The following is a 21,313-nucleotide window of genomic DNA, read 5'->3' on the forward strand; positions in this document are numbered from 1 at the left end:
AGGCAAAGCTAGCGGTTGCCCACCCCTCGCCAATCGGCTAAATGAACCTCCACTAGCACCCGTAGCTCAGCTGGATAGAGCGTTGCCCTCCGAAGGCAAAGGTCACACGTTCGAATCGTGTCGGGTGCGCCAGTGAAACCAACAACTTAAAAAAATTTTGTGCTTCGCCATTCGCCGTTGGGTAAGCATAGGGTAAGCAGCTTCAGCCTAAGTATCCAGCGTCTTTCGGAGCTTGCTTAATACTGGATCTTCACGCATCTGCCCGAGGCGAGGCTTTCGTTGTCCTGCGTGAGGCGTGCGACTTGCTGACAGCGCACCATCCATAGAATGGAAGAACAACTGGCAGATCGCCATTCCGGGCGTCAATTTAACAGGCAGCTCTCCAACATTCGCGATTTCGAGTGTTAGACAACCGGAAAAGCCAGGATGCACGCCTGCTGCCGTTTCAATGATTATGCCTCTTCTTCCTAGGCTCGATTGGCCGACAACAAAGGCCGTAAAGCTGACCGGCAACCTAAGCCACTCCAGCGTAACCGCCAAAACAAAACGACCGGGATGCAGGACGAAGTCTTTTCCAAACGGCACGTAGTATTGCTTGGAAATCTTTTGAACTTTGTCCTGCGCTGCAGGCGTGGTCTCGATATGTGTTTCGTTTGACTGCCTCACCGCCAAGAACCAGCGCCCCAAACGGAGACTGATCGACGATTCGCCGGATAGCTCAAGATCATTCAATGCGGGCTCTGGCACCAGTGCTATTCCGTTAGGATCAATCAACTCAAATGCATTGCGCACATTCGTCGAACGGAGAATGAACCCTAACAAGGGCAGGACTTGCAGAATTTTGAGGTTTATATTTTCGGCTACCGAAGAGATGCTGGCATCGTTTTTGAGCCGTATCGCTCGATCCAGGTTCGTCTCCAATCCGGCGAAGACGCTCTGGAGTTTTTCGAGAGCCCGTCTCCCAGCCGCAAACGGAAAATCTCCCGTCAGGATCTCGCTAATCGTCCGCTGGACGTTTCGGACATTATTCGTCAAAACGGCATCGACTCGACTAGGATGCCCTAACACAGATGCTTCTCAGCAGCCTTTTTTAGGCCTCCTAGCAGCTAAAAATATATTTGGGTACAGCTGTACGAGCGGCGTCGATTCCAAGGTTCAAAGGGTTACCCGGCCTTAACCATTCAGGCACCGGCGTACGGTTGGCGGTGCGCGTCTCGCGAGGCGTCCCTTTCGGCCGACCAAAGTTAGGCTTGACGAACAGCTAGAGGTGCCACGGCCTCTAGGAGCCAGCCCTAGCGGCTTGGGATTGGCCGTCGTGGACGGAATCCTCCGGCGTGCCTGCCGCCAGAATCGTTACCCCGCCGCAGTCCGGCCGTGACCGCAACCATATGCTGGCAAGCTTCACGCTGAGGTCCCCTACGAGCAAGAGAGGCGGGAAGCGCGGAGGTCGATGCTGCGGGCGATCGAATGACCACGACCTAGATTACATCGCCCCAACGACGCGCCCGTTCATTGGCGGCGCCCCTCCCGCTCGATCGTTGATACTGTCTACAGCCGAAACGGCTGCTTGTGCTCCGCTGCGACCATCGGCGCCACAGCGAAACCATCGACCTGATTCTTAGCCCACGATCGGACACTTGTTTTCGGCGGTGAAGGAAGAATGGCCGCATCACCCGAGGGAGTACGGTATCTTCCGATATCTGAATAGCTACCTCGCTGGGCTTTATTGAGCATGGGTCCGCTATGTCCTCGAAGGTCATAATCGCACCGCAAACGGTTTCGAACGCCGAACACGATGAAACAAAATGGTTCGGTGATACTTCGTGAGCGAAGACTCGTGTCTCGCAGTTAAGCAGGGGAATCCCGAGCGTTTCAAAGAAGCGAGCAGCAAGTTCTGAACAGAAAGGCCCGGATGACCTCGCGTCGTTCGCAGAACTTCGATTGATCATTAAGAACACTGCTCGAATTGCTGACCGCAAAGGAAGCGGAATGGACGATGCAGCTGAGACCAATCGATCCCGAGTTGGATAATGGCGATGGAAGTAGCTTTCGCGGATATGCTGAGACGCGCGATCGAGCTCCGCGGCAGATACAGTCTCCACCGATCTGTTTCGAACGAGTGTGACAGCACTCGGGTTCCCCGGGACCATCGCCACTTCGATCGAGACTGATTTTGTTGGGTTGAACAATGTAAACCGGGCCAGAGGTGTTGCACCAATGCCGAGCTCATCTGCTTCGACCAATTGAAGATTGTTCCAACTGCTCGTTTTGTCGGAGCGCTCCCGAGTGTCTATCGGCATCCAAAGCGCTGCGTGCGACCACCTTCCGCCGCTCAACCTCGCAAAGAGCGCCGACTCCGTCTCATCGCCGCGCGACAGAAGAACGTCGCCCGCCCTTACGCGGTCGAGCCGTATAAACATAGCTCGACGGAGTTGCTCCTTGTTAGAAACTTCGTCAACTCGAGCTAGGGCCAATTACCTTATCTCGCTGGATCGAAGGGTTCTGGGGGATGGATGCAGACACACCAGGATATTTGAAGACAGTCAGGCGTAAAGCATAGTCAACCTTCTCAGCGCGCTGCTCATCCGTAAGCAACGAAAAACGCACGCGCAGTGACCGAAATTCGGTTATCGCCGCGTCGAACACTGCGAGATAATCGTTGGGCTTCAAAAAGCCGAAAAGCGCCGCACAAAGGCCTCCTGCTCCCGATAGGTACTTAGCTCCCTCAGCAATACCAAACGTAACGCCCATCGCCGCCAAAGCGGGGAAAGTAATCGCTCCTCCTCCGAGAAGAATATAGATCGTATACCAAAGAAAATAGTATCGCATTGCCTCGCGCTCGTATCCGGCAACGTCATCGATAGAGAGGGGCATACTAATCTCCTCACTCATAGAGATGAAAGGCTGGAGCCTTCCACCGGAGCGCAGTCTATGGTTGAATTGCCGGCTAACACAAGGCGATTGCAGAACGCGGGAGGGAGATGGCAGAGCCCTTGGGTGGCCAGCCGTGATTGGCATGGTTGGAGGCGTGGTGGGCCTGCTCGGAGGCCTCGCATCATTTTGGGGACCGCTTCTACAAAGGGGCGGCCGGTTGGCTCACTTACGACGCGAGGCCAAACTGGGCTTAAATGCGCTATTGAAAGAGCGAAATGACGAATCACAGGGGCGGCACTGCGCCGCCAAAACCGTCTTGGACATGGCGTGCTTATGCAGCCATCATCGGGTGCGGCGCTGCGGTGCTGGCACTCCTGGCTTGGGTAGCGTCGATGGTGAAAAACGTCGATGAGCTTGCAGCGATGAGGCAAAAAGTTGCGGAGTGGATCGCGCCCACTCCCGTTAGTTTGACGTTGAGGGACGCACGTGTCACCGATTTCAATAAGCTAGAGATGAGGTTGCCGGATGGACGCAGAACGCCCATAGCAACAGTTGAAGTTGTGGGCGACAAGAAGGGCGACGCATCGCTGCGCGATTGCGCTGGTGAGCTGGACCTAGATAGCGGCCGTCAGTTCTTGCCAACCCCGTACCAAGCGATTCCGCTTACCTACACGTTTCCCAGCGGATCGAACCAAATGCTGTTGAAGTACGTATTCAACCTGGAGCTTTGGCTTGGTGGTGTCTTCGTTCTTCAGGGGCAGCCCCCTCCTCAAGTGAAGCTTAAATTCAGAGTGCTTTGCCACGGAGTGGTGACGGGATTTACCGACCTAGTTGCGACAGATTGAGTCGCGGGCCCATTCCTACTGGCGTCCAGCTTGGCTGCGTTTGCGCAGAGCAACTTGGAATGAAGCAGCAATAGAGGCCGACCTTCTGTTCCACCGACGACAGGCTGCTGGTCGCCACCATGCGTCGAACGTTACGATTCCTTCTCGTTGATCTGCTTGCGCTTGCCGCGTCAGCCATTGCGGCAATCGCCCCTATCGTCGAGTCCGTGCAAGTCGACCGCGCCTCGAGCGACCTTTATCAGTGGCAGAGGATTGATTTTCGTTCTTCGGGACGTCCCCAGAGGGACAGGGCGCAGATCAAAGTTGCCATCCGTACCAAAGGGCCCAGCATGCAGGGCCTGATCCGGATTCCTGGCGCGCCGGCGTCTAATTTCGACACCGGCAAAGGGTTGACCGTGGTGGAGCTCATCAATGCCGGCAACGAAGCCACGGGCTATCGAGATAGTCGCACTAGAGATTCTGCTTACGCAGGCGACGCCTGGGCAGCACTACCAAGTCTTTGCGGTTGACCCGGCAGAGAGAATTAGCCCACCGGGCTCTCAGCACGGTAGGAATTTAAACTGCTGCGTCCCATGCTCGCCGGGATCCGGGCCGCGTTCCGCTATCTTGTAGTTCTCATGAGCCTCGATGAAGGCGCGCTCGGAAATCCAGGTCCGCTCGTACCTCACGAGCTTTTCCGCGGACGAGGACAGTTGACCAGGTCCATTGTCGCTCAAATAGGAAGTTTGGACTTCTCGCCTGGGGCCGTCGTCGCTGATCGGAACGCGATGCCAGACCAACTTTGCAGGTCTAACAGCACAGAGTGTTTGGATGCTCCCGAACGCATCAGGCACGTATTGAATCGCTCCGTTGGAATGAACCAAATCGACGTTTCCGAGCCAGTCGGCCGCCTCTTCAATCCGCTCGAAAAACATCAGCCGGTCGGTGGCAAGCTCATTCGCACGCCGCACCATGGCCGGCGTTTCAACCACTGCCCATCGGATGTCCGGGGATTGTTGGCGCGCCACTTTGTAATGCAGCCCCGCACCTCCTCCGAAATCGAGAACGGTCCCGACACCCGCGACCAGCGGCCACTGCCCGTCCGGCTTGTAATTGACTGTCTTGAGGAAAATGGTTTCGACCAGCTCGGGGTTTTCGTACCCTTCGATGACCTCCCGGGGCAGAAACAGCTTACGCTTTATTTTTTGGATGAAATTCATACGGTTGGCCCGGCACACTTTTTGATAGTGGCTGCCGGGTAGCACAATTCGAAACATTTGGAAACGATCCGTAGCGCCCTGAAAAGCACTTGAATGGGGCCACCACCATCGTGCATCGAGCATCCGACGGTATGCTCAGGTGATGGCGCGACGTTCGCGGCCAGATCCCCCGCGACGTTCTCAAGTCAGAAGAGCTGCAACCTTCTCCATAATGGCCCGCACGACGTCATCCATTGTGTGGCAGCAATAGCGCGCAAACCGAGAGCGGGACGTTGCCGTGAGACCGATCACGTGTTTGGCCATTTCGCTCAAGGGCAAGAGGAAGTAGTCAACAACCTCCCTATTTGTCTTCTGGTCCAATCGCAGCGCAAGAATCAGTCCGGCTGGCTCAATCGTGCGCCGATGGACCAACCAACAGGGCGCGTGGCATCTCCCGACGTAATAACGCGCCGTCCGCACCGAGATGGCGAGCTTGCCGGCAACCGTCATCACTCCAGCTTCCGCATCAAAGACTGCGGTAACGCCACGCGCTGTGATATGAGCGACCAAAGCTTCTACCTGTCTCGATAGCTCGGCTTCAGATTCCTTCCGCCCGTCGGCGTAGTCGTAACTGCGTTCGGGATCAACATAACCGACCCGGCGAAAGGCCGCTCTCAGGCTGCCGAACCGGTATGCGTACAGTGCGGCGCTAGGCATATTCTCCGTTGCAGCTAGAATCGAGGCGCTCAGCTTCCCATTCACAGCGAGTGTCTCTCGCAACTTCTCCAGTAGCCACTCGTTCGACCACCTGCCCTCTCTTTCATTCAGGAGCCTCTGGGCTTTCTGGAAGATGCTCTTGTCAACAATTGGCTCGAACAGACCAGTGGCCCGAATCCATTGCTCTGGCGGATTCTGCTTCCTCACTTGCTTCAGCCGGCACGAAGATCGATTGTAGACGCTATTACCGATGTAGGCCTCATTACTCAAAACTTGACGAACCATCGCATGTGACCACGGCGTCCCTCTGTGGTTAGGAACTCGCTCGCTGTTCAGCCAGCGGACAATGGATTCTCGGGATCGGCGATGCACGGCAAACTCCCGAAAAATCCGGGCGACGATACGCTGCTCGTTCTCCGTTCCTGGCCGGATCACAACCCGATCGGTTTGCAGGTGCTTGCGTTCGCCTTTTAGCAAGATACCCCTGGAACATCCGCTTTCATCGATTAGCTCTCGTTGGAGGCCATACCCCGCCGGGCCGCCCTGCTTGAAGCCCAAGCTCGCTACGCGGCACGCCCCTGCGTGCACCTTTACGGAGAGCTCTCTGGAGTATTCGGCGGCCATCACTCGCTTGAGGTTCTTCACGATGCTTGCGATGACACTGCCGTCATTGTCGAATTGCTCAGCGCAATAACACACCTTGATCCCCGCCTGACGGCAGGTGAATTCGTGGTAGGCGCCTTCATCGGTGTCCTGGAACCTCCCCCAGCGGCTCACGTCATAGACTAGGATGTGGTCGAAATCCGCTCGACCGCTGCGGACATCATCAAGCAGCTCAATCAGGCCGTCGCGCCGATGAATACTGAGGCCGCTTCGACCCTCGTCGGTATAGGTGCGAACGATCACAAGGCCATGTTGCGCGGCCTAGACAGCGATGGCCGCAGCTTGGTTTTGTGTCGAATAGCGCTGATTATCCGTCGACATCCGCACGTACTGTGCTGCCCGTCCTCCATTTGTTGGCGATAGCAAATCGGTCCTAGGGCGGATGATTAGGGCGTTGTCCATGCGCGCCTCCGCTACAAAGCCGCTCACTTCCTCTGGTGCGGTCACCAGAGCAATGAAGAACCATGCTTGCTCAGCCATTCTAGCACCGCGGAGCACACCAGGGAAAACAGGCCGCCCCAAAGCCAAGAACGTCCGCGGGCGGCGCTGATGGATCTCAGATACAGGAATGCCCCGAGGAAAGTTCCGTAATTTTTCCTGAAGTCGCCGTTGAGCTTAGCAATTTTGGACAGATCGCAAGAGGTCTCGACGTCGTCGTCCATGGCGCTGGTCTCCCAATGGTTTAGAGCCAGCGCCCTATAAACTCCTGTTTTGCCCGACGGCACAAGCGAAACTTCGGTATATCGAAAACACGTTTGATTCACGCCCTCCACACATTTCCACACCCACGACGCGAAGTACCCCGCGCGCGTTCCAGAGCCCAAGGGATTGATAATTTGACTCTCGCCAGCGCCGCGTTTCGATGGCGCTATGCCTCGCCCTGTCCGACGCGCCACGCCTACGCATGCCGACGGCCGCCCGCTGAAGATCACCTTCGGCGAGATGCGCGAGATGAGCCTGCGCGGCGTCCTGGTCTATTGCCACTGCGGCCATCACATCGAGATCAACGCCGATCGTTGGCCGGACCAGATGCGGCTGTCCCACCTCGAGCCGCGCTTCGTGTGCTCCGCCTGCGGCAGGCGCGGCGCGGATGTCAGACCGGACTTCAACTGGAATAAGCCGGTGATCTCGGCGATGGGCTATCGATAGCCCCGCGAATGCGGCCCCGGCCGTGGGGGGCTTTTGGGGTGTGGAGGCCGGGGCCGCTGGAGGTGCTTGGACCTTGGGCAGGCCAAGCAATCCCAAGACTAGGAAAAACCGGCAATCAATTCTGTTCGCTTCCACACATTGGCTATACGGTTCCTGCTGGGGAACGGAGTAGCTGCAATGAAAGACATGCTGGCTCAGTTGGAAAAGCTGCGCACGGATGCGGCTGAATGCGCTCTCATCCGAGACCTGGCAACCGATCCTAAGAAGCGAGATCTATTCACCCGGCTGGCGGATCATCTGAGCGCGCTCGCCGCCGAGGTCGAGAGAGCGATTGCGGAGGGTATGAAGAGCAAGGGATGACTGGCTGGGCGCGCCTTTCGATGAGCCAATCGAGATCGACGGTCGCGAGTTGGTGACGCTCCGCGATGCCGGCGAGTACATCGCCGCCCTGCCGAACAAAGAGCACGCAGCGCCGGAATGGCGGGCGGCGATGGAAGCGCCGCTCCTAGTCGTCGAGCTCGGCGGGCCGACGATGTTCGCCCGGATAGGCATCATGCGGGCACTGAACTGCGGGAAGCCAGCGCCAAAGCTGGAGCCGAGGCGGAAGAAAGCCAGGGTCTTTACGGTGATCCGGTGAATTGAGAATCGCCCTATACCTCTGCGCAGTTTCTGCGCTTGGGGCATAGATCGATGAAGTTGATTGGCGAACGTCCTTATTCCGATCCGGAAGCCGCCGCACGCAAGCTGGTCGAACTCGCCAAGAGCATTCAAGCCGTTCAGGACGGCCGCATCTATATCGAGAAGATCAACGCGCCATTCCTGTCGAAGAGCGGCTGCAAGGCCACCGGGCCCAAGTTCGGCACTGGCATCCGCTACGCGATCGAGCAAGGCTGGTTCGAGTTGCACGAAAGCGGCACCTATGTGCGGCTGCTGAGTGGCGGAGATCACAAAATCGCCTTGCGCGCCACAACCTAGATTATCTTTCCGCAAACTGTCGTCATACCGTGCGCACACTCACAATGCTCAATCTTGAGGCGGCTGGCACTTCTATCCAAATGGTTGTGCCGGAATACTGACGGCCCTAGCGGGAGGCCCCCCGGCTGGGGCCATTTCTTCAGTATCGAAGCGGCCAGGAACCACGGCCTTCACATCAGCTTGAGAGTCTCGCTGGCTTGTCGATCGAGCTGGCTGAGCGGCCCCGGCCATAACCCCTGCGAGCCGGGGCCGCCTCTCCGTCATCAGTGCCAAATGAAAGAGGCCGCCAACTGAGGCGGCCTTCCTGTCCTATTGGGAAATTAATTTACGGGTGCTTGCCCTTCGAACCGCGCCAAAAGCCGACCAGCGCGCGCCACTCGAATACAATGATGATGCTGCCCAGCAGCGCGGTCCCGAGACCGGACATTAGCAAGATCATTTCCAGCATCGAATCGCCCCGTGCTGTTGTCCAATTTCGCGAGGGTACTAAGCTGCGCAATTGTTCTTCTATGTATCTTCCGGCATAGCCCGTGCCTTTACGTGTCCGCGAATTCACATTTGTTGTGGCGGGAACTGAGGGCACTGGGAAAAATCGGCAAACCGGGCTGGCTGGATACTTCACTTGATCTTTTTACCCGGTTCATTTGACCGTGCGCGGGCCGCAGCGATTGAGTTCGCTGCGGCCTTCGTCGTTTCGGCGCCCCCGAACTCTATGGCTCAGCTAATCCTTGCTTAAGCTGTCGACGCCCATAGTGCCCTCTTTTCAGCCGATACTTTTCAAGGAGCATCCGTTGTGGATTTGGATCTGCGAGGCGAGCTCGAAGCCTTGATGACCGAGATAAAGAAGCGCCAGCGGCACATTGAAGATCAAGCGTTTCTGATCAGCGTTCTGGAGCGCGACGGTCACAACACGGTGGAGCAGCAGGCCGCGCTCAAGCTCGAACGCAAGCAGCTTGCACTGCAGACGGAACGGCAGACAAACCTCTTACAGAAGGCGCTCGTCTAATTTTAGCGCCATTCGTTCTCAGGCACTGTCCGCGGGTGGCGGCCGAAGCTCCTCCAGTCCGTCCTCGATCACTCGAAGGTCCTCAAGTAGAGCATCTCGCGACTGAGCCGGGTCGATGCCAGATGTTGACTGTAGGGATCCCAGCAACTTGCGCCGCAGTTCTCGCATATTCTCCAGGGCTCGCCGGTTTCCTAAACGCACATAAGCGGAAACGATCGATTCAATCGATGTTGGCAATGGTAGCTCCTAATAGACATTTCTAAAATAGGTTGCAGAATAATCCGTTTGAGCTAACCCGCAAGCTCTGCTGACGCGAAGCTGGCAGACTACCTTCGTATAGACACTAATAAGGAATCAGGCCCGGATTCCCTCTGGGACGGGGCCGTTGGCAGCATTGGCGGCTTCGTGCTTGGGGTGAGGGACCCGTCCGCCGGCCTCGGCGGGCCCTCCCTCAGCCCTCTAACGTGCAGAGGAACCTACGAATGCACGGGCCGCTGCGTGTTCATCGCTGCGGCCTTCGTCTTGATACCTACGGATAACGGCTCAGTGAACGAAACCATTTGCCGCTTCCTCGAAGTAGTCCGGAAACAGTCAGAGCCGAACCTGTCGTCATTAACGAGGGACTTCAGATGCTCGCATTTCAAACGACTGCACTCGCCCTTGCTGCCGGCATTCTATTTTGGATGTATTCGGGGGATTTCGGCGCCGACGTAGCTCTCGCCGTCGTGGCCTGTCTCTCATAAGAGAAAGGCCCACCAGTGAAACCGGCGGGCCTCTCTTGTACTCCCGAGGTCAGCTCGCGTCAGTCGAGCTTGAGCTTCTTCTGGAGCGTCCTGATCATATCCTCGACGTGTCCAACGGCGAATAGCGCGCGCGCAACGCTATCTGGCGTTAGGTCGTGGCGGATTACCTCGAATACCTGGCCGCCGTCGCCGCTACGGTTAAATTCCGTATCCCCAACGACCTCGAACACCGTCAGCGACGCAATGCGCGCCATCTGCGCAAGTTCTGAGAGGTCACCCTCGAGATCAAGCGGACTGATCGGCATGTATCGATCCTCGGCTACTCGCGTCACGTTGGCCAAATCTGCGCTCTTGAGCATCATATTCATAGCGTCTCTCGGGTTTGGTTCATGTCTCGTCCATCAAGCGGCCGATGCTTACAGGCAGGCTCTCAGACACTGTTGAGCGCTGATGATCAAATTCCTGAGTTCTTCCTCCCCGAAAGCGTTGTCGGGTCTTCCACTTGACGAGTATTTTCCCTCGCTGACGTCCTCAACATAGGTCATGAGCGCGAGCAATCCCGCCAAGGAGGTCGGGACCGTGTTGGAGAGATCCCAGCAAACGCTCCTTTCAAGGTCGCCGAAGTGCTCTTCCTTCACGGGATCAGGGCTAAGCGTGTCTTCGAAAATTTCCTTTGTCGCTTCGGCATACTCTGCGTTAGCCCTCTTGTGGTCCTCGATGGCCGCGAAAATCGGATCGCCTTCGCCGGCAACGCACGGCACTGCCGGTGCGGCGGTGAGCGCGCTCGTTGCAATAAACATATTCATGACTGCTCTCCTGCTGATCTGGGCCCCAGCAGCTTGAATTGCGACCGGGCCGCAAGGTTCTCCGTCCACATGGCCGCTCTGACATGCGCCAGGTGAACTGGTCGGATTGAAAGGCGCGGAGGAAAATGGAGTACCGCCGGGGGCGTTGATGGTCGGGCTTATCGTTTGGGAGATGCGTACCGCGTTGCTCATGTCTATCTCGATGTTGATGGCTGGGATTGGATGGGATCGCGCAGTCAACCGAGCTGGTCCGCCCCTGCCGGCTGCTTGCCTTTGCTGAGCAAGTCTAGAGTTGCTTCACCTCCTTTCGAGCTTGCCCGTCAAATCGCGTTGGGTGGAAGATGGAAGCTCTTCAGAAGACCGAACGGCGCACGCCACTCCGCGCAGTGCCGTAGGGTGCGACAGTGGTCATTGCGACGGGCAGGCCGTGACGCTGGCGCCACGCGCACAGCATCTCCGGGATCATGTCTGCGCACATGCGGACGGAGGCCCGGAGGGAGCGCGGGGTGATTTCTCCCCAGGTTCGCATCGCTTCTCGGCGCGCCAGACCCTTGAGGACCCAAATCTTCACTTCGCCGGTTTCCTCGTCGATCAGGTTGCGGATGGTAAGGGTGGCTGCGGGCATAGCTCCGCCGTTCACCGGGAAGGTGCTTTTGCTCATCGGGTTGCCTTCGGGCTTCTGTCTTGATACAAAATGGATCATAGCTGTGATCCAAAAAGTGTCAAGCAGGAATCGTGATGATTTCGATCGAACAGATAAGAGCTGCGCGCGGCCTACTAGGTTGGTCTCAAACCGACCTTGCAGAGGCTGCCGGGCGCTCGCTACCGACCATCAAGCGCCTAGAGCGGGAGAGCGACGACGGCTCTGCTGTGTCCGAGGATGTTCGGGATGCGGTGCGCGGCGCCTTAGAGAAGGCCGGCGTCGAGTTCATCCCCGAAAACGGGGGCGGAGCCGGCGTGAGGATGAAGAAGCGGAAGCGATAGAAGCGCCTGACAGCGCTCTCGCTAAAGAGTGTATTTTGCCTCTTGCAAACAACTACAATGTGTTTTGGATAGCTCGGCAGACAACTGGAGGTAAACGTGCTCAATTCGTGGACTGGACGCCTCGCGACACTCTTCCTACTCTTCTGTTCGGCCGCATTAACTTCAAAAGCTTCGGCTGCGTCAGATTTAAAACTCCTACAGTCGTCGATGGCTTGCTACTCCAAAACCGCAGGAAATGACACGACGAGTACGTGTACCTCGGTTGCTTATGTTTTGAACTTGCAGAGCACCGCGAAGTCCACGCCCCAAATTTTTACGTGTGTTCTAAGTGTGCAATTCGCCTATGTAAAAGTAGCGTATATTCGAGAGAACGTGCGGACTGTTCGGTGTGATCCGCAGTTTTCCCTACCCTCCGTTGGATCGGTGAACTCCTACGCTGTGCCACATTATGCGCCAGTCGAGATCGAGCCCGGTACTACCAGGGTTGTGGGGCCTGACAATCATGTCTGGTACACAGCAGCTCCGGATGGGCCTCTTTACGCTTGCCTGTTCCTGCCATTCACAGGTCTCCCGGCCAATTATCCCATTCGTTGGGGGCGGCCAACGGTGTGCGAAACCTTTAAGGCGCCTGAGACGGAGCCGAACTAGCTCGGTCAGAATGTCGAAACCGCGGAGCCGGCGTGAGGATGAAGAAGCGGAAGCGGTATTTTTTTTCAGAAGTACCCCACCCATTTTGGGGCCCCAGCTCACCTACTTGCGAGCGGCAAAAGGGCCTTTTTCGCAGAGGACGTGGATGGGAAAATCGAACGAACTTACCCACTCCATAAAAGGGCGATTATTTTCGTGCTGAAAATGCTCAAAGTCCCTATTTTCGTAGGCCAGAAAATCAGCTCGAAAATCAAAATAAATGGAATTTTTGGGCTGGCGTTGGCCGTCGTCGCTACGTTCGCTGCGACCGCTCACGCAGAGGACCTGGTCGGGCAAGCCAGCGTGATTGACGGCGATACCATCGAGATCCACGGCACCCGCATCAGGCTTTGGGGTATTGACGCTCCCGAGAGCACCCAGCTCTGCCGGAACGATGACAGCAACCTCTATCAGTGCGGACGCGCTGCGGCGACTGCGCTCGCTGGACTGCTCTGGGCGATCAAGCGACCGGTCCAATGCACCTCGATTGATAAAGACCAATACGGACGCACCGTAGCAACGTGCCAACTCGGGATGCCGGGACCCGACATTGGACAATGGTTAGTTGCTAATGGGCATGCGCTCGATTGGCCGCTGTACTCGAAAGGTAAGTATGCCGACGCGCAGCGCGGTGCGGAGAAAGGCGAACGGGGAATATGGTCGGGCAGCTTCGTCGAGCCCTGGCAGTACCGTGCTTGCGTCAAGGCCGGCGGCAGACCGGCCGCATGCTCCGACGACGCGGACGGTCGTCACTGAGCGGAGTGCCGGACCTATTTTGGGTCGTCGGGTGAAGGGCGGCCAATCTTTGCCGTCAGTTCGGCTATCCGCTTGTCGTCCTTCGCCTTGATCGCCTTGCGAAGCTCTTTCAGGTCGGCCTCACCAAATCCGGCACTCCTGGCTGGCTTCGTTCGGAGAGAGGCGCGGGTCGTTGAGGCGAGCCGGTTGCCTAATTTTCTTTTGGGGGACTCCAGCGGACCGAGGTCCACATCGTCCCAGCTGGCTGCCAACCCTTTCTTTGTTTGTCGAGGTTGTAGTTTAACCGGCGGCGGGGGGCGCTTCAATTCTTCGAGGGCCTTAATTCCGCGTTCGATCACCCTTTCAGAATGCATGCCGCCAAAGGCCGGCTCCTCGCCGAGAACCTTATGTGCGGCCAGGCGGAGCGCGCCCTTCACAATATCGTCGAGGCCGTCTTCGCGGCGCCAGCGGCGATAGCGCCAATCATCGTCGGCCGAATAATCCATTTCAGCTTGTGGGAGGTGGAGAGCCTCATTCAGTTCTGGAACCGACAATCCGCGGTCCGCCTGGTTCTCAAACTCGCTGACCGCCTCCACGAGGAGCCGAAGTCGGCGGACAAGGAAGGCCGCCTCAGTATCGTTACCGGCCATTGCACGAAGCAGAGCGGCAGCAAATTCGGACAGGGCGCGCTGTGCCTCGTTCCTTGCCCACTCGATTTGTCGATCGGCACGAGCATTGGGGTTGTCGCTGACTACCCTAAACTTGGGAGGCTGCTCGTCTCCATTGTCATCGTCGTCGTTTGACACCGTTTGCTCCTCTCGGCCGACGGCCGTTCAGGCTTGATCTCGTTTGATTGAAATCAAACGGTAGCAACGTAATGTTGCTCGCCACCTCTATCCATATTCAATTGGTCGCCATTGTTCTACAACCAGAATTTGTACTATCCTGCGGCCACTTCAGTCAGCCCAGGAAGGGGGATGGGCATGCTCAGGATCGTCCAGCTACTTGTTCTGTTATCTGGTGCCATCAGCCTGTCTGGCTGCATCACAACGTCGATGCAGGGGTATGCTGACCGGGATTTGCCGGCGAAGCCAGTTAAACGGGTCATTGCCTATGTTGCAGCGCAGGGGCCACTCGCCACGAATATTCAATCCAACATTCAAGAGGAGGCGCGCAAGCATCAGGTCGATGCCGAGGACGCTCTGAATGTCTTTCCGCCAACTCGCAAGTACAGCGACGCTGAGATCCGGAAAGGCATGACGCAGACGGGTACCGATGCGGTGCTTTTCATTAACGTTGGCGACACGGGAGTGCAGCGAGAGTACGCAGGAACCATTCTTTCTGGGGAATACGTTGGTTCATCATCAACGAGCGGCACGATCAACAGCGCCGGCTCGTTTTCTACGGTGTCGATGAACGGTACGACCTCCGGAACGCTGACTGCCACCTCAACTCCAACGTACAGATATCGGCGCCAGACAAACTTCACCGCTCGGCTCGTCGAAGTTTCTAGTGGTCGAAACCTCTGGGTCGGAAATGGTCAAGTGAACGCGGGGGGCCTTCTTTTCGTAGGAGATGGAGCGAATGCCTCCAGCTCGGTTGCCGCTATATTTGATGATCTGCAGCGCAAGGGGATCATCTAGGCCGACCAGCAGCCGGCTCGCCGCAAAAGGTGATGGAGACGGCAGACGCTATGGCGTTACCGATTTTCACACTCCGCGAAGGAGCGCGCTTTTTAAGGCCGTGGCGAGGCCACGAAAGCGCGAGAGCAAAGGATTAGAAATGGCGTGGTCAGTTGTTACGATGTCAACATCGCTTGGTCTTGGGACTATGCTTTGCGTAACAGAGAGCCCCCAAATTGGGGGTGGCCCATACGCTCACCCAACGGCGGGTGATGTATTTTCGATTGAAGCAGCTACGGGCGCTCGAATTACGGCCACGGTGGCGTCGGCTTCGTCAGCCGAGATGATACTCCAATCTCCTACGGGAGATTGGCTGCTTACGCCTTGGCAGCCGGAAGACCGGCCAAAGACTGTCGAAACCCCGGGGATGCATTCGACATACTGGATCGTCAGATCGTCAGCCTGAGACAAGCTCGAATACGCACTTGTCGCGATCAATATGTGGCGAACAAGGCCACTGGGTCGAACGGGGGCCTGTTGTGGATCCAAGACAGCGGTGGCTATTACACGGAATGCAATAAACGCTTGAAAGGCTGAAGGGATCAGCCGATCTGCGCTTCGCTATTGGGGCCTCCCTTACCGCCGCCGGACTTGATTTCGGTTGATTAAATTCAAAGGGGCTTGCCGGTAATACAGAGAAACCCATCTCGGCTTTGGACGGCCCCAGCAGCGACCAATTCAGCCACCTGCCGACCTGCATCATCCTTATCGGTCGCCGTGATGATGTGCACGCTCCTGGCGGTTTGACTTCGGCGGCACTCTAGAAGCTCCAGACGGCGGGAGAAGGCGGCCTTCATGTCTGCACCCCGAGCACGGCGTGGATCAGCTCGACGTCGCTCATCTGCCTCATGCGCTCCTCGGTGAAGCTTGGGGCGGGCCCAATGCTCGCCGCCTTGCCCGCCGGGCGTCCAGCAATTCGATCTATCGAGCGGTTCAATTGTTCATATTCTGCGGCCGGCATGGCTTGACCGAGCCGTTCACCGTACCAACGCGGCTCTGGCAACGGACCATCCTCGAACCACTCGGCGCAGACCACCTTATCGCCAGGAGCAAAAGTGGCGCCTGTCAGCACCCCGGCAACGTCCGCCTCGGGTCGACGCCACACCACCAGCATTTCGTGAGGCCGCGCCGTGCGCACCTCGAGCTTGATGATGCGCGATTCCAGACCACGTCCAATCATTGCAGTACCTCTGGACGAGCATAAACCTCCAGCCACTCCTCGACCGTGGCACAAGGCCAGGGAGCGGTTATGAAGCAATGCCCAGCGGACTTCGCCGCTTCGATCGCGGCCAGTTCGTGTGGGAGGGCCGGTTCACTTACATGATAAACAAACGGCGGCCTGACCGTGACGCTTCGCTGCTCTTCCAATCGAACGACGCGAGATTTCAGATTTCGCCCCATCATTGGCTCGTCATCCTCTCCAAGCGCTCAAGCCGTTCGGTAAGCTCGGCCGTCTCGAATGCCTTCACATAGCTGTCGATTAGTTTGCCGATCTCGGCAGCGTCGGCTGGAGTGATTTCGCCCGACGCGACCGCAGCCAGAACAGCGGAAACGACCGCTGCCGCATCTTGGGCGCTCTTGATCTCGGGCAGCGTGAACGTCACGGGCCTGTCCTTGCGAGGGGGCAGGATGCGATCCAGACAAAGGCGCAGTGCGACCATATCGCCGTCCAAGGCGAGGTTGATCGCCTTCTGTGTCAGGGCGGTAGCCTGCCCGTCCAAGAGAACTTCCAGCGCCAGCGTTGTGGCGTTGCGTGCTCCCCGCGGACGGCCGCTAGGATTTCCGGACTGCCCTTTCTGGAATCTTCGGCCCCGCTGTTTTTCGACTGTTTTTTCAGTTTCCGGCATTAGCAGGCGGCTCGGTTTCAGACGCTTCGACGATCAGTCGGAAATTCTCATCGATGCCATAGGCTTGGGACTTTCCAAGCTCGCTATTCACCTCGCTGTCGCGCCAGACCTGCTCGTCGCCATCCATAGTTTTCACTTGAAAGCGCACGGTGAATTTCTGGCCGTCTTTCTCGTTTATCGTGAGTGTGATCATTGGGGGGTCCTAAAGCTTCAGGTATGTCGTGGCGAGCATCGTCGGCTGGACGGTCGCGTGAGCCTGCCCGCCGCTCGGGTTGATCGTGATTCCGGTGGTCGCACTCTGCGAAACCCAACTGCTGACCCCGCTATTGGACGCACCAATATAGGCTTGGTCGTTATTGCCGATATATGACGTGCTAGTCGAACGGGGGACCGACACACCATGTATGTGGCCCGGATCAGTGTAGGGAATGCTCGACGGAAGCTGAGCCGCTGTGAGCGTCCTGCTTTCGACGCCCCCTGGGGTGCCAAGGATGGTTGCGGTCGCTCCGAAATACGTCGCAGTGAGGCGACCAGCCGGGCTTGCGCCCATATCGTCAAGTCCTGCGATGGTGCGGCCCCGGAGATCGGGAAGCGCGATGGTTTTGTTCGCAGCCCAATCCGCCGCGCCGGATGCGCCGCGGCCCCCGCTCACAGCAAGGTTTGCGTCGGCGCCCCAGAGGTAGGCAAATAGCGCCTGACAGTCTGAATTTGCCCGCTCCGTCGCGCCCGAGGCCGGACCGCCGATCGTTCGCCCGTTCGCCCGTACCCAGCCTGACAATATGCCGGTCCCATAAAACTGCATGAAGGCGCCGGTCTGGAAGATAGTGGTTGGATCGACCGTGCCACCGCCTCCGCCTCCCGCACTGGGCCCAATTACCAAAACGTTGTCAGCGACGAGCTGCTGAACACCATTCTTGTCCGTCAGCCTGACCTTGATTGATCCATCAGCGCAGAACAGCTGCGGCACGCGGCCGGCGGCATCAAGCGTGATCGGATTAGGCCAAGGAATTGTCAGCCCTACATCCTGAAAGCAATTCTGCGGCTCGGATACCGTGCCCGCTTTGATCAGAAACAGTTGCCCGCCGCCGAGAGGCTTTCCCAAGCTGCCGAACTGCTGCGTCATCGAGAGCGGGATTGTGCCGGCGGCCATGGCGCTCGAAGCAACCAGCGCGCACACAAGCAATGCGCACGCCGCGCGACCAGCAATCTCACGAAGATTGATGCCATCTGAGCGAAGTCGATCGACGATCGATTGGCGGATGTAGTCAGATTTCGATTGGCATCTTTGCTTTGCAGCTGTTTCTATGGCTTTAGACAGGTTCGTCGGCGCTCTAAACTGCACCAGATCCTCAAACTTGCGAGCGTCGTCCATCGCTTTGCCCGATGCAATCTGCATGGGGTTGTCAATACGAGTGATGGGGATGCTCCGCCACGTCAAGACTGCTGATCTTGCGGACTATGCAGTTTCTGCGCCACCCGGCCCAAGAGTCAAAACGCTTGCGATGGTCTGCTTTCGGGCTGGTAGCGGTAGTTGACCCTAGGGAAGGAGGGGCGGCTAAGGGCCAATTCCGGACATGATAGCGCATCACGTCGGATGCCCAAGCCGCCACGGAAAGCTCGACACGCTGACGATCTATGACCGTCGCGACAACGATCTCGAAGATCACACCGACATGGGCAACAAGACCTTCGGCATCTGGCAGGGGACGTTCAGCGGGATTTAGCGATCCACTCCCTCAGCGTCGGAGAGCGCATTGCTTGAGTCCGAAAAAGTTCCTATGGCGATCGGCATATGGGCTTGGCCCAGTGAAAACACCATAAACTCCAGCTCGATTCGTGAGGAGACTTAGCTGGCTACCCCGGCCTAATCTCTGCTCTGGCGGTTGGAGGTGCTTCTATGTCTTTTGACCCAATGGCGGCTGCCGTCGATTGGCTCGATTCCTACCGTGCCGGCGATATCGAAGCGATCCTCGAAATGTACGCCGAAGATGCCGTGATGTACTGCGATTGTGACGAATTGGTTATCACCGGCAGAGAAGGCCTCCGAAGCTACTGGGTTGCTCGTCTGCAAAAATACCCCGCTGCCGAGCTGGACAATCTTCAGCCCGCGCGCGACGGGGCAACGATCTCTTACATTTGCGAGGAAAATGTAGTGAAGGCGGACTTGGCTTTTAATGATGCCGGAAAAATCAAGACCTTGAGCTGCGGCCCGCTCCCGCGAGCCTCCAGCTGCAAGATCAGAAGCTGACGCCGACCAGGATGGACATTCGAGTGCTGGAGTCCGCTAAGGGCGGACATCAGCTTGCGACAGGCAGGGATGTCGGCAAAGGGCCCAAAAGACGACATGGCTTATCCCCCAACCAACTAAGAAGTCGGAACCACGCTCGGGAAAATTTGGCAATTAACCCGACCCCTCTAATAAGGATGGAAGCCAGGTTCCGGGATGCTCTTGGCTCAAGCAAGCGTGAGTGTTGTCGCCTCGTAAAGCCCCAATTGACTGCAGCAGTTTTGAAGTAAGAAAACTAGAGAAGTTGTTTGGAATGCTTTTACACCCTGCAACCTGCTGCGCAGGTTCTGGGCGATGTCATGCAGCGCCGGATTGCTTTTCATGAAACGTTTGGCTTCGTTGACGGCGGATATTGCGCCGACGGCGAACCGGCCGCGCACGCTGAGCGGGATGAAACTGTCAAAGATTGGCTCGTAGTCCGGGCAGACCAGCAGCTTGTAGTCGTAAAAGCCAATGCCAAAGTCGAAGGCGCGATACCTCTGACCGGCAAAATGATCGATGACATGGCGCATGAGAATCAGGCCAGGGCTAAACTTCGCTTTCCGCGACATGGTATAGGTGTTGAACATCGCCGAAAAGCGGTGGTCGTCCGCCATAACGGCGAGGATCGCGATCACCTCCTCGTCGCATTCGAGCGCATGGATCTCGATCGCGCGGCCGCAGTCGGCTAGCTTTGTCATGCAGGCGCTGCGGATGAATCCCTGCACGTCCGGGTCGGCGAACGGGCTTGGCAGCTTCTGCTGCGCCATTATTCGTTGCGGCTTGACCTGGAAGAACCAGTCGAGCAGACGGGTGATATCGACGTCATCAGACGCGATGTAATAGCGGTAGCCAGCAAGCAACTGCAGCTTGCGCTCCTTGCGCTGCAGCCGGCGCCGGAGAGATTCGCTCACCAGGCTCACCGATGTCGCGCCCGGCTCGATCGTCCGCACCGGGCAGTGAACGGTTGAGGGCTCATGCGGCAGCAGCCTCAAGGGGTTTTGTAGGTCGCGCCAGTAAGTCGGCTGGCGGCGCAGCACGAGCACGTCGGCTTTGTCGCGCGCGGCGAGCATCGCCGTCAGCGAGCGGAGATCGTGTTCGGTAGCGGTCGCCGCGAACTCGCTCTGCCACAGGCCCATGTTGAAGGTTGAGTGAGTGCCTCCCATGAAGCTCGCGTAGCGCACGCCGAAGGCTGTTTGCAAGGCAAGCGGCAGCAACCCAAGCGGCCGGCCCTCGTCGTCACGGGCGATCACGAGGAAGGGAGAAAGCCCCGCGCGCTGCCCGACTCGACGCTGCCAAGCGGCGAGGAAATCGAACCGCTGATAGGGCGTGGCAGAATTGCTCGGGCACTCAAGACTGCGCCAGACCGCTTCGGCAGTCGCGAGGTCGTGGACGATATCGACCGAAGCGACGCGCCTTGATCGCGAGCAAAGATTGGCTTGCATCGTCCGGCCTTCGTCCTCGATCGCGATCCTGCGGGAGCCGTCCCATAACTCCACGGCCAGCCCATAGCTGGCGAGGTCTCTGGCGCGTTCCTTTGCAGCTTCGTCATTTTGCGACGACAGGTGCGCGCGGTTGATGATGTGGCCTTCCTTGTCGAGGATGAATACCCTGTAGTTATGGTGTACCGATGCACGCCAATTGCTCATTTGAGCCCACCCAGAAGTAGCCGCGCGTCCCTCGTCAGCGCTCGCCTATATTGTTGCGAGAGTTTCTATTCCAGGGTGGAAAATTGGAGCTACGGTGGAAAACTGGAGCTACCTCGACCGGGAAAAAGCGGCAAATGGAACTCGACTTCAGCAGGCCGCTGCGTGGTTTAGCGGCGCAAGCCGCTCGTTACCCAAAGCCCTATCCAACCGATGAAGAAGAGTAGGAGAGGAGGACCCAAGACAACTACTGGATAGACGGCTTTCGGGATCGCAGAAGCCGGCGGGACGGCGGGCGGAAAATCACACAAAGGCCCCTTGCTCTTCGATGGTCCACAGTCACTCTCGTATTTGGCCCAAACCGCGGCGGCGGCGCGCTCGTATGCGCGCACATGTGCGTCTCTCTTCCAAATATGGACGGCTATCGGGCCAGCAACACCGCCCCAAACGAGAGAGAGAACGATCCACAGCTGCAGCAGACGTCGGGTCGGGTTCATGGTCCCCTCGACC

26 protein-coding genes and 1 tRNA gene are annotated in these 21,313 nt (G+C 57.6%); 12 read left to right on the top strand and 15 right to left on the bottom strand.

The genetic code is table 11. The features are described 5' to 3' along the window. The first annotated feature begins 55 nt into the window (after positions 1-55). A tRNA-Arg gene (locus tag I3J27_RS38705) sits at positions 56-132 on the top strand. A 75-nt stretch (positions 133-207) separates the two neighbouring features. Here I3J27_RS38705 and dcd read toward each other — a convergent pair. Both dcd and I3J27_RS38715 read right to left on the bottom strand, forming a co-directional pair. Next, on the bottom strand, positions 208-1,035 hold the full coding sequence (gene dcd, locus I3J27_RS38710; protein WP_270164059.1) for a dCTP deaminase: 828 nt from the start codon (positions 1,033-1,035) through the stop codon (positions 208-210). A gap of 1,419 nt (positions 1,036-2,454) precedes the next feature. Next, a complete protein-coding gene (locus I3J27_RS38715) occupies positions 2,455-2,874 on the bottom strand; it encodes a hypothetical protein (RefSeq protein ID WP_270164060.1) in 420 nt (139 codons plus the stop codon). Between the two features lie 392 nt (positions 2,875-3,266). Here I3J27_RS38715 and I3J27_RS38720 point away from each other — a divergent pair, with 392 nt between their 5' ends. Next, positions 3,267-3,719: a hypothetical protein gene (locus I3J27_RS38720; protein WP_270164061.1), complete on the top strand. Its 453-nt coding sequence runs from the start codon at positions 3,267-3,269 to the stop codon at positions 3,717-3,719. Positions 3,720-4,258: 539 nt separating this feature from the next. Here I3J27_RS38720 and I3J27_RS38725 read toward each other — a convergent pair. From I3J27_RS38725 to I3J27_RS38735, 3 genes are all read right to left on the bottom strand, one after another. Then, complete coding sequence (locus I3J27_RS38725) at positions 4,259-4,975, bottom strand: class I SAM-dependent methyltransferase (RefSeq protein ID WP_270164062.1); 717 nt, start codon at positions 4,973-4,975, stop codon at positions 4,259-4,261. A 123-nt stretch (positions 4,976-5,098) separates the two neighbouring features. Next, entirely contained in the window at positions 5,099-6,520 is a 1,422-nt protein-coding gene (locus tag I3J27_RS38730; RefSeq protein ID WP_270164063.1) for a recombinase family protein, read from the bottom strand. A gap of 200 nt (positions 6,521-6,720) precedes the next feature. Then, on the bottom strand, positions 6,721-6,939 hold the full coding sequence (locus tag I3J27_RS38735; RefSeq protein WP_270164064.1) for a hypothetical protein: 219 nt from the start codon (positions 6,937-6,939) through the stop codon (positions 6,721-6,723). A 208-nt stretch (positions 6,940-7,147) separates the two neighbouring features. On the opposite strand from I3J27_RS38735, the gene I3J27_RS38740 reads away from it, so the two are divergent. From I3J27_RS38740 to I3J27_RS38755, 4 genes are all read left to right on the top strand, one after another. Beyond that, a complete protein-coding gene (locus tag I3J27_RS38740; protein ID WP_270164065.1) occupies positions 7,148-7,426 on the top strand; it encodes a hypothetical protein in 279 nt (92 codons plus the stop codon). A gap of 177 nt (positions 7,427-7,603) precedes the next feature. Next, positions 7,604-7,786: a hypothetical protein gene (locus tag I3J27_RS38745; RefSeq protein ID WP_270164066.1), complete on the top strand. Its 183-nt coding sequence runs from the start codon at positions 7,604-7,606 to the stop codon at positions 7,784-7,786. Between the two features lie 52 nt (positions 7,787-7,838). Then, entirely contained in the window at positions 7,839-8,063 is a 225-nt protein-coding gene (locus I3J27_RS38750) for a hypothetical protein (RefSeq protein WP_270172992.1), read from the top strand. 53 nt (positions 8,064-8,116) lie between these two features. Beyond that, entirely contained in the window at positions 8,117-8,401 is a 285-nt protein-coding gene (locus tag I3J27_RS38755; RefSeq protein ID WP_270164067.1) for a hypothetical protein, read from the top strand. Between the two features lie 325 nt (positions 8,402-8,726). On the opposite strand, the gene I3J27_RS38760 is transcribed toward I3J27_RS38755, so the two are convergent. Beyond that, positions 8,727-8,849: a hypothetical protein gene (locus tag I3J27_RS38760; protein WP_270164068.1), complete on the bottom strand. Its 123-nt coding sequence runs from the start codon at positions 8,847-8,849 to the stop codon at positions 8,727-8,729. A gap of 345 nt (positions 8,850-9,194) precedes the next feature. Here I3J27_RS38760 and I3J27_RS38765 point away from each other — a divergent pair, with 345 nt between their 5' ends. Next, positions 9,195-9,407 (top strand): hypothetical protein, encoded by a 213-nt coding sequence (locus I3J27_RS38765; protein ID WP_270164069.1) that lies wholly within the window; start codon positions 9,195-9,197, stop codon positions 9,405-9,407. An 802-nt stretch (positions 9,408-10,209) separates the two neighbouring features. Here I3J27_RS38765 and I3J27_RS38770 read toward each other — a convergent pair. The 3 genes from I3J27_RS38770 to I3J27_RS38780 form a co-directional block, all read right to left on the bottom strand. Continuing rightward, positions 10,210-10,518 (bottom strand): hypothetical protein, encoded by a 309-nt coding sequence (locus tag I3J27_RS38770; protein ID WP_270164070.1) that lies wholly within the window; start codon positions 10,516-10,518, stop codon positions 10,210-10,212. A 48-nt stretch (positions 10,519-10,566) separates the two neighbouring features. Continuing rightward, positions 10,567-10,956 carry a hypothetical protein gene (locus I3J27_RS38775; protein ID WP_270164071.1) on the bottom strand — a complete coding sequence of 130 codons (390 nt, stop codon included), beginning with the start codon at positions 10,954-10,956 and terminating at the stop codon, positions 10,567-10,569. Between the two features lie 352 nt (positions 10,957-11,308). Further along, a complete protein-coding gene (locus I3J27_RS38780) occupies positions 11,309-11,659 on the bottom strand; it encodes a hypothetical protein (protein ID WP_270164072.1) in 351 nt (116 codons plus the stop codon). 35 nt (positions 11,660-11,694) lie between these two features. Here I3J27_RS38780 and I3J27_RS38785 point away from each other — a divergent pair, with 35 nt between their 5' ends. Beyond that, complete coding sequence (locus tag I3J27_RS38785; protein ID WP_092190622.1) at positions 11,695-11,940, top strand: helix-turn-helix domain-containing protein; 246 nt, start codon at positions 11,695-11,697, stop codon at positions 11,938-11,940. A gap of 789 nt (positions 11,941-12,729) precedes the next feature. Next, entirely contained in the window at positions 12,730-13,383 is a 654-nt protein-coding gene (locus I3J27_RS38790; RefSeq protein ID WP_306417047.1) for a thermonuclease family protein, read from the top strand. Positions 13,384-13,397: 14 nt separating this feature from the next. Here the strand turns inward: I3J27_RS38790 and I3J27_RS38795 are convergent, their stop codons facing one another. Then, the gene (locus tag I3J27_RS38795; RefSeq protein WP_270164073.1) at positions 13,398-14,168 is read right to left on the bottom strand and encodes a hypothetical protein; all 771 of its coding nucleotides are present in this window, start codon (positions 14,166-14,168) and stop codon (positions 13,398-13,400) included. A gap of 177 nt (positions 14,169-14,345) precedes the next feature. Between I3J27_RS38795 and I3J27_RS38800 the strand changes: the two genes are divergently transcribed. Beyond that, a complete protein-coding gene (locus tag I3J27_RS38800) occupies positions 14,346-15,005 on the top strand; it encodes a hypothetical protein (RefSeq protein WP_270164074.1) in 660 nt (219 codons plus the stop codon). 832 nt (positions 15,006-15,837) lie between these two features. On the opposite strand, the gene I3J27_RS38805 is transcribed toward I3J27_RS38800, so the two are convergent. The 4 genes from I3J27_RS38805 to I3J27_RS38820 all read right to left on the bottom strand — a co-directional run bounded on the left by I3J27_RS38805 (position 15,838) and on the right by I3J27_RS38820 (position 18,287). Next, positions 15,838-16,224, bottom strand: coding sequence for a hypothetical protein (locus I3J27_RS38805; RefSeq protein WP_270164075.1), 387 nt, complete (start codon positions 16,222-16,224; stop codon positions 15,838-15,840). A gap of 220 nt (positions 16,225-16,444) precedes the next feature. Beyond that, on the bottom strand, positions 16,445-16,891 hold the full coding sequence (locus I3J27_RS38810; RefSeq protein WP_270164076.1) for a DUF5681 domain-containing protein: 447 nt from the start codon (positions 16,889-16,891) through the stop codon (positions 16,445-16,447). Next, positions 16,878-17,084, bottom strand: a complete 207-nt coding sequence (locus I3J27_RS38815; RefSeq protein WP_270164077.1) for a hypothetical protein — start codon at positions 17,082-17,084, stop codon at positions 16,878-16,880. Before I3J27_RS38815 ends, I3J27_RS38810 begins: the two co-directional genes overlap by 14 nt. A 9-nt stretch (positions 17,085-17,093) precedes the next feature. Then, on the bottom strand, positions 17,094-18,287 hold the full coding sequence (locus I3J27_RS38820) for a hypothetical protein (RefSeq protein WP_270164078.1): 1,194 nt from the start codon (positions 18,285-18,287) through the stop codon (positions 17,094-17,096). A 178-nt stretch (positions 18,288-18,465) separates the two neighbouring features. On the opposite strand from I3J27_RS38820, the gene I3J27_RS38825 reads away from it, so the two are divergent. Further along, positions 18,466-18,615: a hypothetical protein gene (locus tag I3J27_RS38825; RefSeq protein WP_270164079.1), complete on the top strand. Its 150-nt coding sequence runs from the start codon at positions 18,466-18,468 to the stop codon at positions 18,613-18,615. Positions 18,616-18,788: 173 nt separating this feature from the next. Beyond that, on the top strand, positions 18,789-19,139 hold the full coding sequence (locus I3J27_RS38830) for a YybH family protein (RefSeq protein WP_270164080.1): 351 nt from the start codon (positions 18,789-18,791) through the stop codon (positions 19,137-19,139). A 206-nt stretch (positions 19,140-19,345) separates the two neighbouring features. Here the strand turns inward: I3J27_RS38830 and I3J27_RS38835 are convergent, their stop codons facing one another. Then, the gene (locus I3J27_RS38835) at positions 19,346-20,602 is read right to left on the bottom strand and encodes a GNAT family N-acetyltransferase (protein WP_370692002.1); all 1,257 of its coding nucleotides are present in this window, start codon (positions 20,600-20,602) and stop codon (positions 19,346-19,348) included. Positions 20,603-21,313 lie beyond the last annotated feature (711 nt).

It is taken from the genome of Bradyrhizobium xenonodulans (assembly GCF_027594865.1).
Taxonomy (GTDB): Bacteria; Pseudomonadota; Alphaproteobacteria; order Rhizobiales; family Xanthobacteraceae; genus Bradyrhizobium; species Bradyrhizobium xenonodulans.

Bases quoted from the DNA above. Each gene is read 5' to 3' on its own strand.
- I3J27_RS38715 (WP_270164060.1), bottom strand. From the start codon at position 2,874: ATGCCCCTCTCTATCGATGACGTTGCCGGATACGAGCGCGAGGCAATG.
- I3J27_RS38720 (WP_270164061.1), top strand. From the start codon at position 3,267: ATGGTGAAAAACGTCGATGAGCTTGCAGCGATGAGGCAAAAAGTTGCG.
- I3J27_RS38725 (WP_270164062.1), bottom strand. From the start codon at position 4,975: ATGTTTCGAATTGTGCTACCCGGCAGCCACTATCAAAAAGTGTGCCGG.
- I3J27_RS38735 (WP_270164064.1), bottom strand. From the start codon at position 6,939: ATGGACGACGACGTCGAGACCTCTTGCGATCTGTCCAAAATTGCTAAG.
- I3J27_RS38740 (WP_270164065.1), top strand. From the start codon at position 7,148: ATGCCTCGCCCTGTCCGACGCGCCACGCCTACGCATGCCGACGGCCGC.
- I3J27_RS38745 (WP_270164066.1), top strand. From the start codon at position 7,604: ATGAAAGACATGCTGGCTCAGTTGGAAAAGCTGCGCACGGATGCGGCT.
- I3J27_RS38755 (WP_270164067.1), top strand. From the start codon at position 8,117: ATGAAGTTGATTGGCGAACGTCCTTATTCCGATCCGGAAGCCGCCGCA.
- I3J27_RS38760 (WP_270164068.1), bottom strand. From the start codon at position 8,849: ATGCTGGAAATGATCTTGCTAATGTCCGGTCTCGGGACCGCGCTGCTG.
- I3J27_RS38770 (WP_270164070.1), bottom strand. From the start codon at position 10,518: ATGAATATGATGCTCAAGAGCGCAGATTTGGCCAACGTGACGCGAGTA.
- I3J27_RS38775 (WP_270164071.1), bottom strand. From the start codon at position 10,956: ATGAATATGTTTATTGCAACGAGCGCGCTCACCGCCGCACCGGCAGTG.
- I3J27_RS38780 (WP_270164072.1), bottom strand. From the start codon at position 11,659: ATGATCCATTTTGTATCAAGACAGAAGCCCGAAGGCAACCCGATGAGC.
- I3J27_RS38785 (WP_092190622.1), top strand. From the start codon at position 11,695: ATGATTTCGATCGAACAGATAAGAGCTGCGCGCGGCCTACTAGGTTGG.
- I3J27_RS38800 (WP_270164074.1), top strand. From the start codon at position 14,346: ATGCTCAGGATCGTCCAGCTACTTGTTCTGTTATCTGGTGCCATCAGC.
- I3J27_RS38805 (WP_270164075.1), bottom strand. From the start codon at position 16,224: ATGATTGGACGTGGTCTGGAATCGCGCATCATCAAGCTCGAGGTGCGC.
- I3J27_RS38810 (WP_270164076.1), bottom strand. From the start codon at position 16,891: ATGCCGGAAACTGAAAAAACAGTCGAAAAACAGCGGGGCCGAAGATTC.
- I3J27_RS38815 (WP_270164077.1), bottom strand. From the start codon at position 17,084: ATGATCACACTCACGATAAACGAGAAAGACGGCCAGAAATTCACCGTG.
- I3J27_RS38820 (WP_270164078.1), bottom strand. From the start codon at position 18,287: ATGCAGATTGCATCGGGCAAAGCGATGGACGACGCTCGCAAGTTTGAG.
- I3J27_RS38825 (WP_270164079.1), top strand. From the start codon at position 18,466: ATGATAGCGCATCACGTCGGATGCCCAAGCCGCCACGGAAAGCTCGAC.
- I3J27_RS38830 (WP_270164080.1), top strand. From the start codon at position 18,789: ATGTCTTTTGACCCAATGGCGGCTGCCGTCGATTGGCTCGATTCCTAC.
- I3J27_RS38835 (WP_370692002.1), bottom strand. From the start codon at position 20,602: ATGCAAGCCAATCTTTGCTCGCGATCAAGGCGCGTCGCTTCGGTCGAT.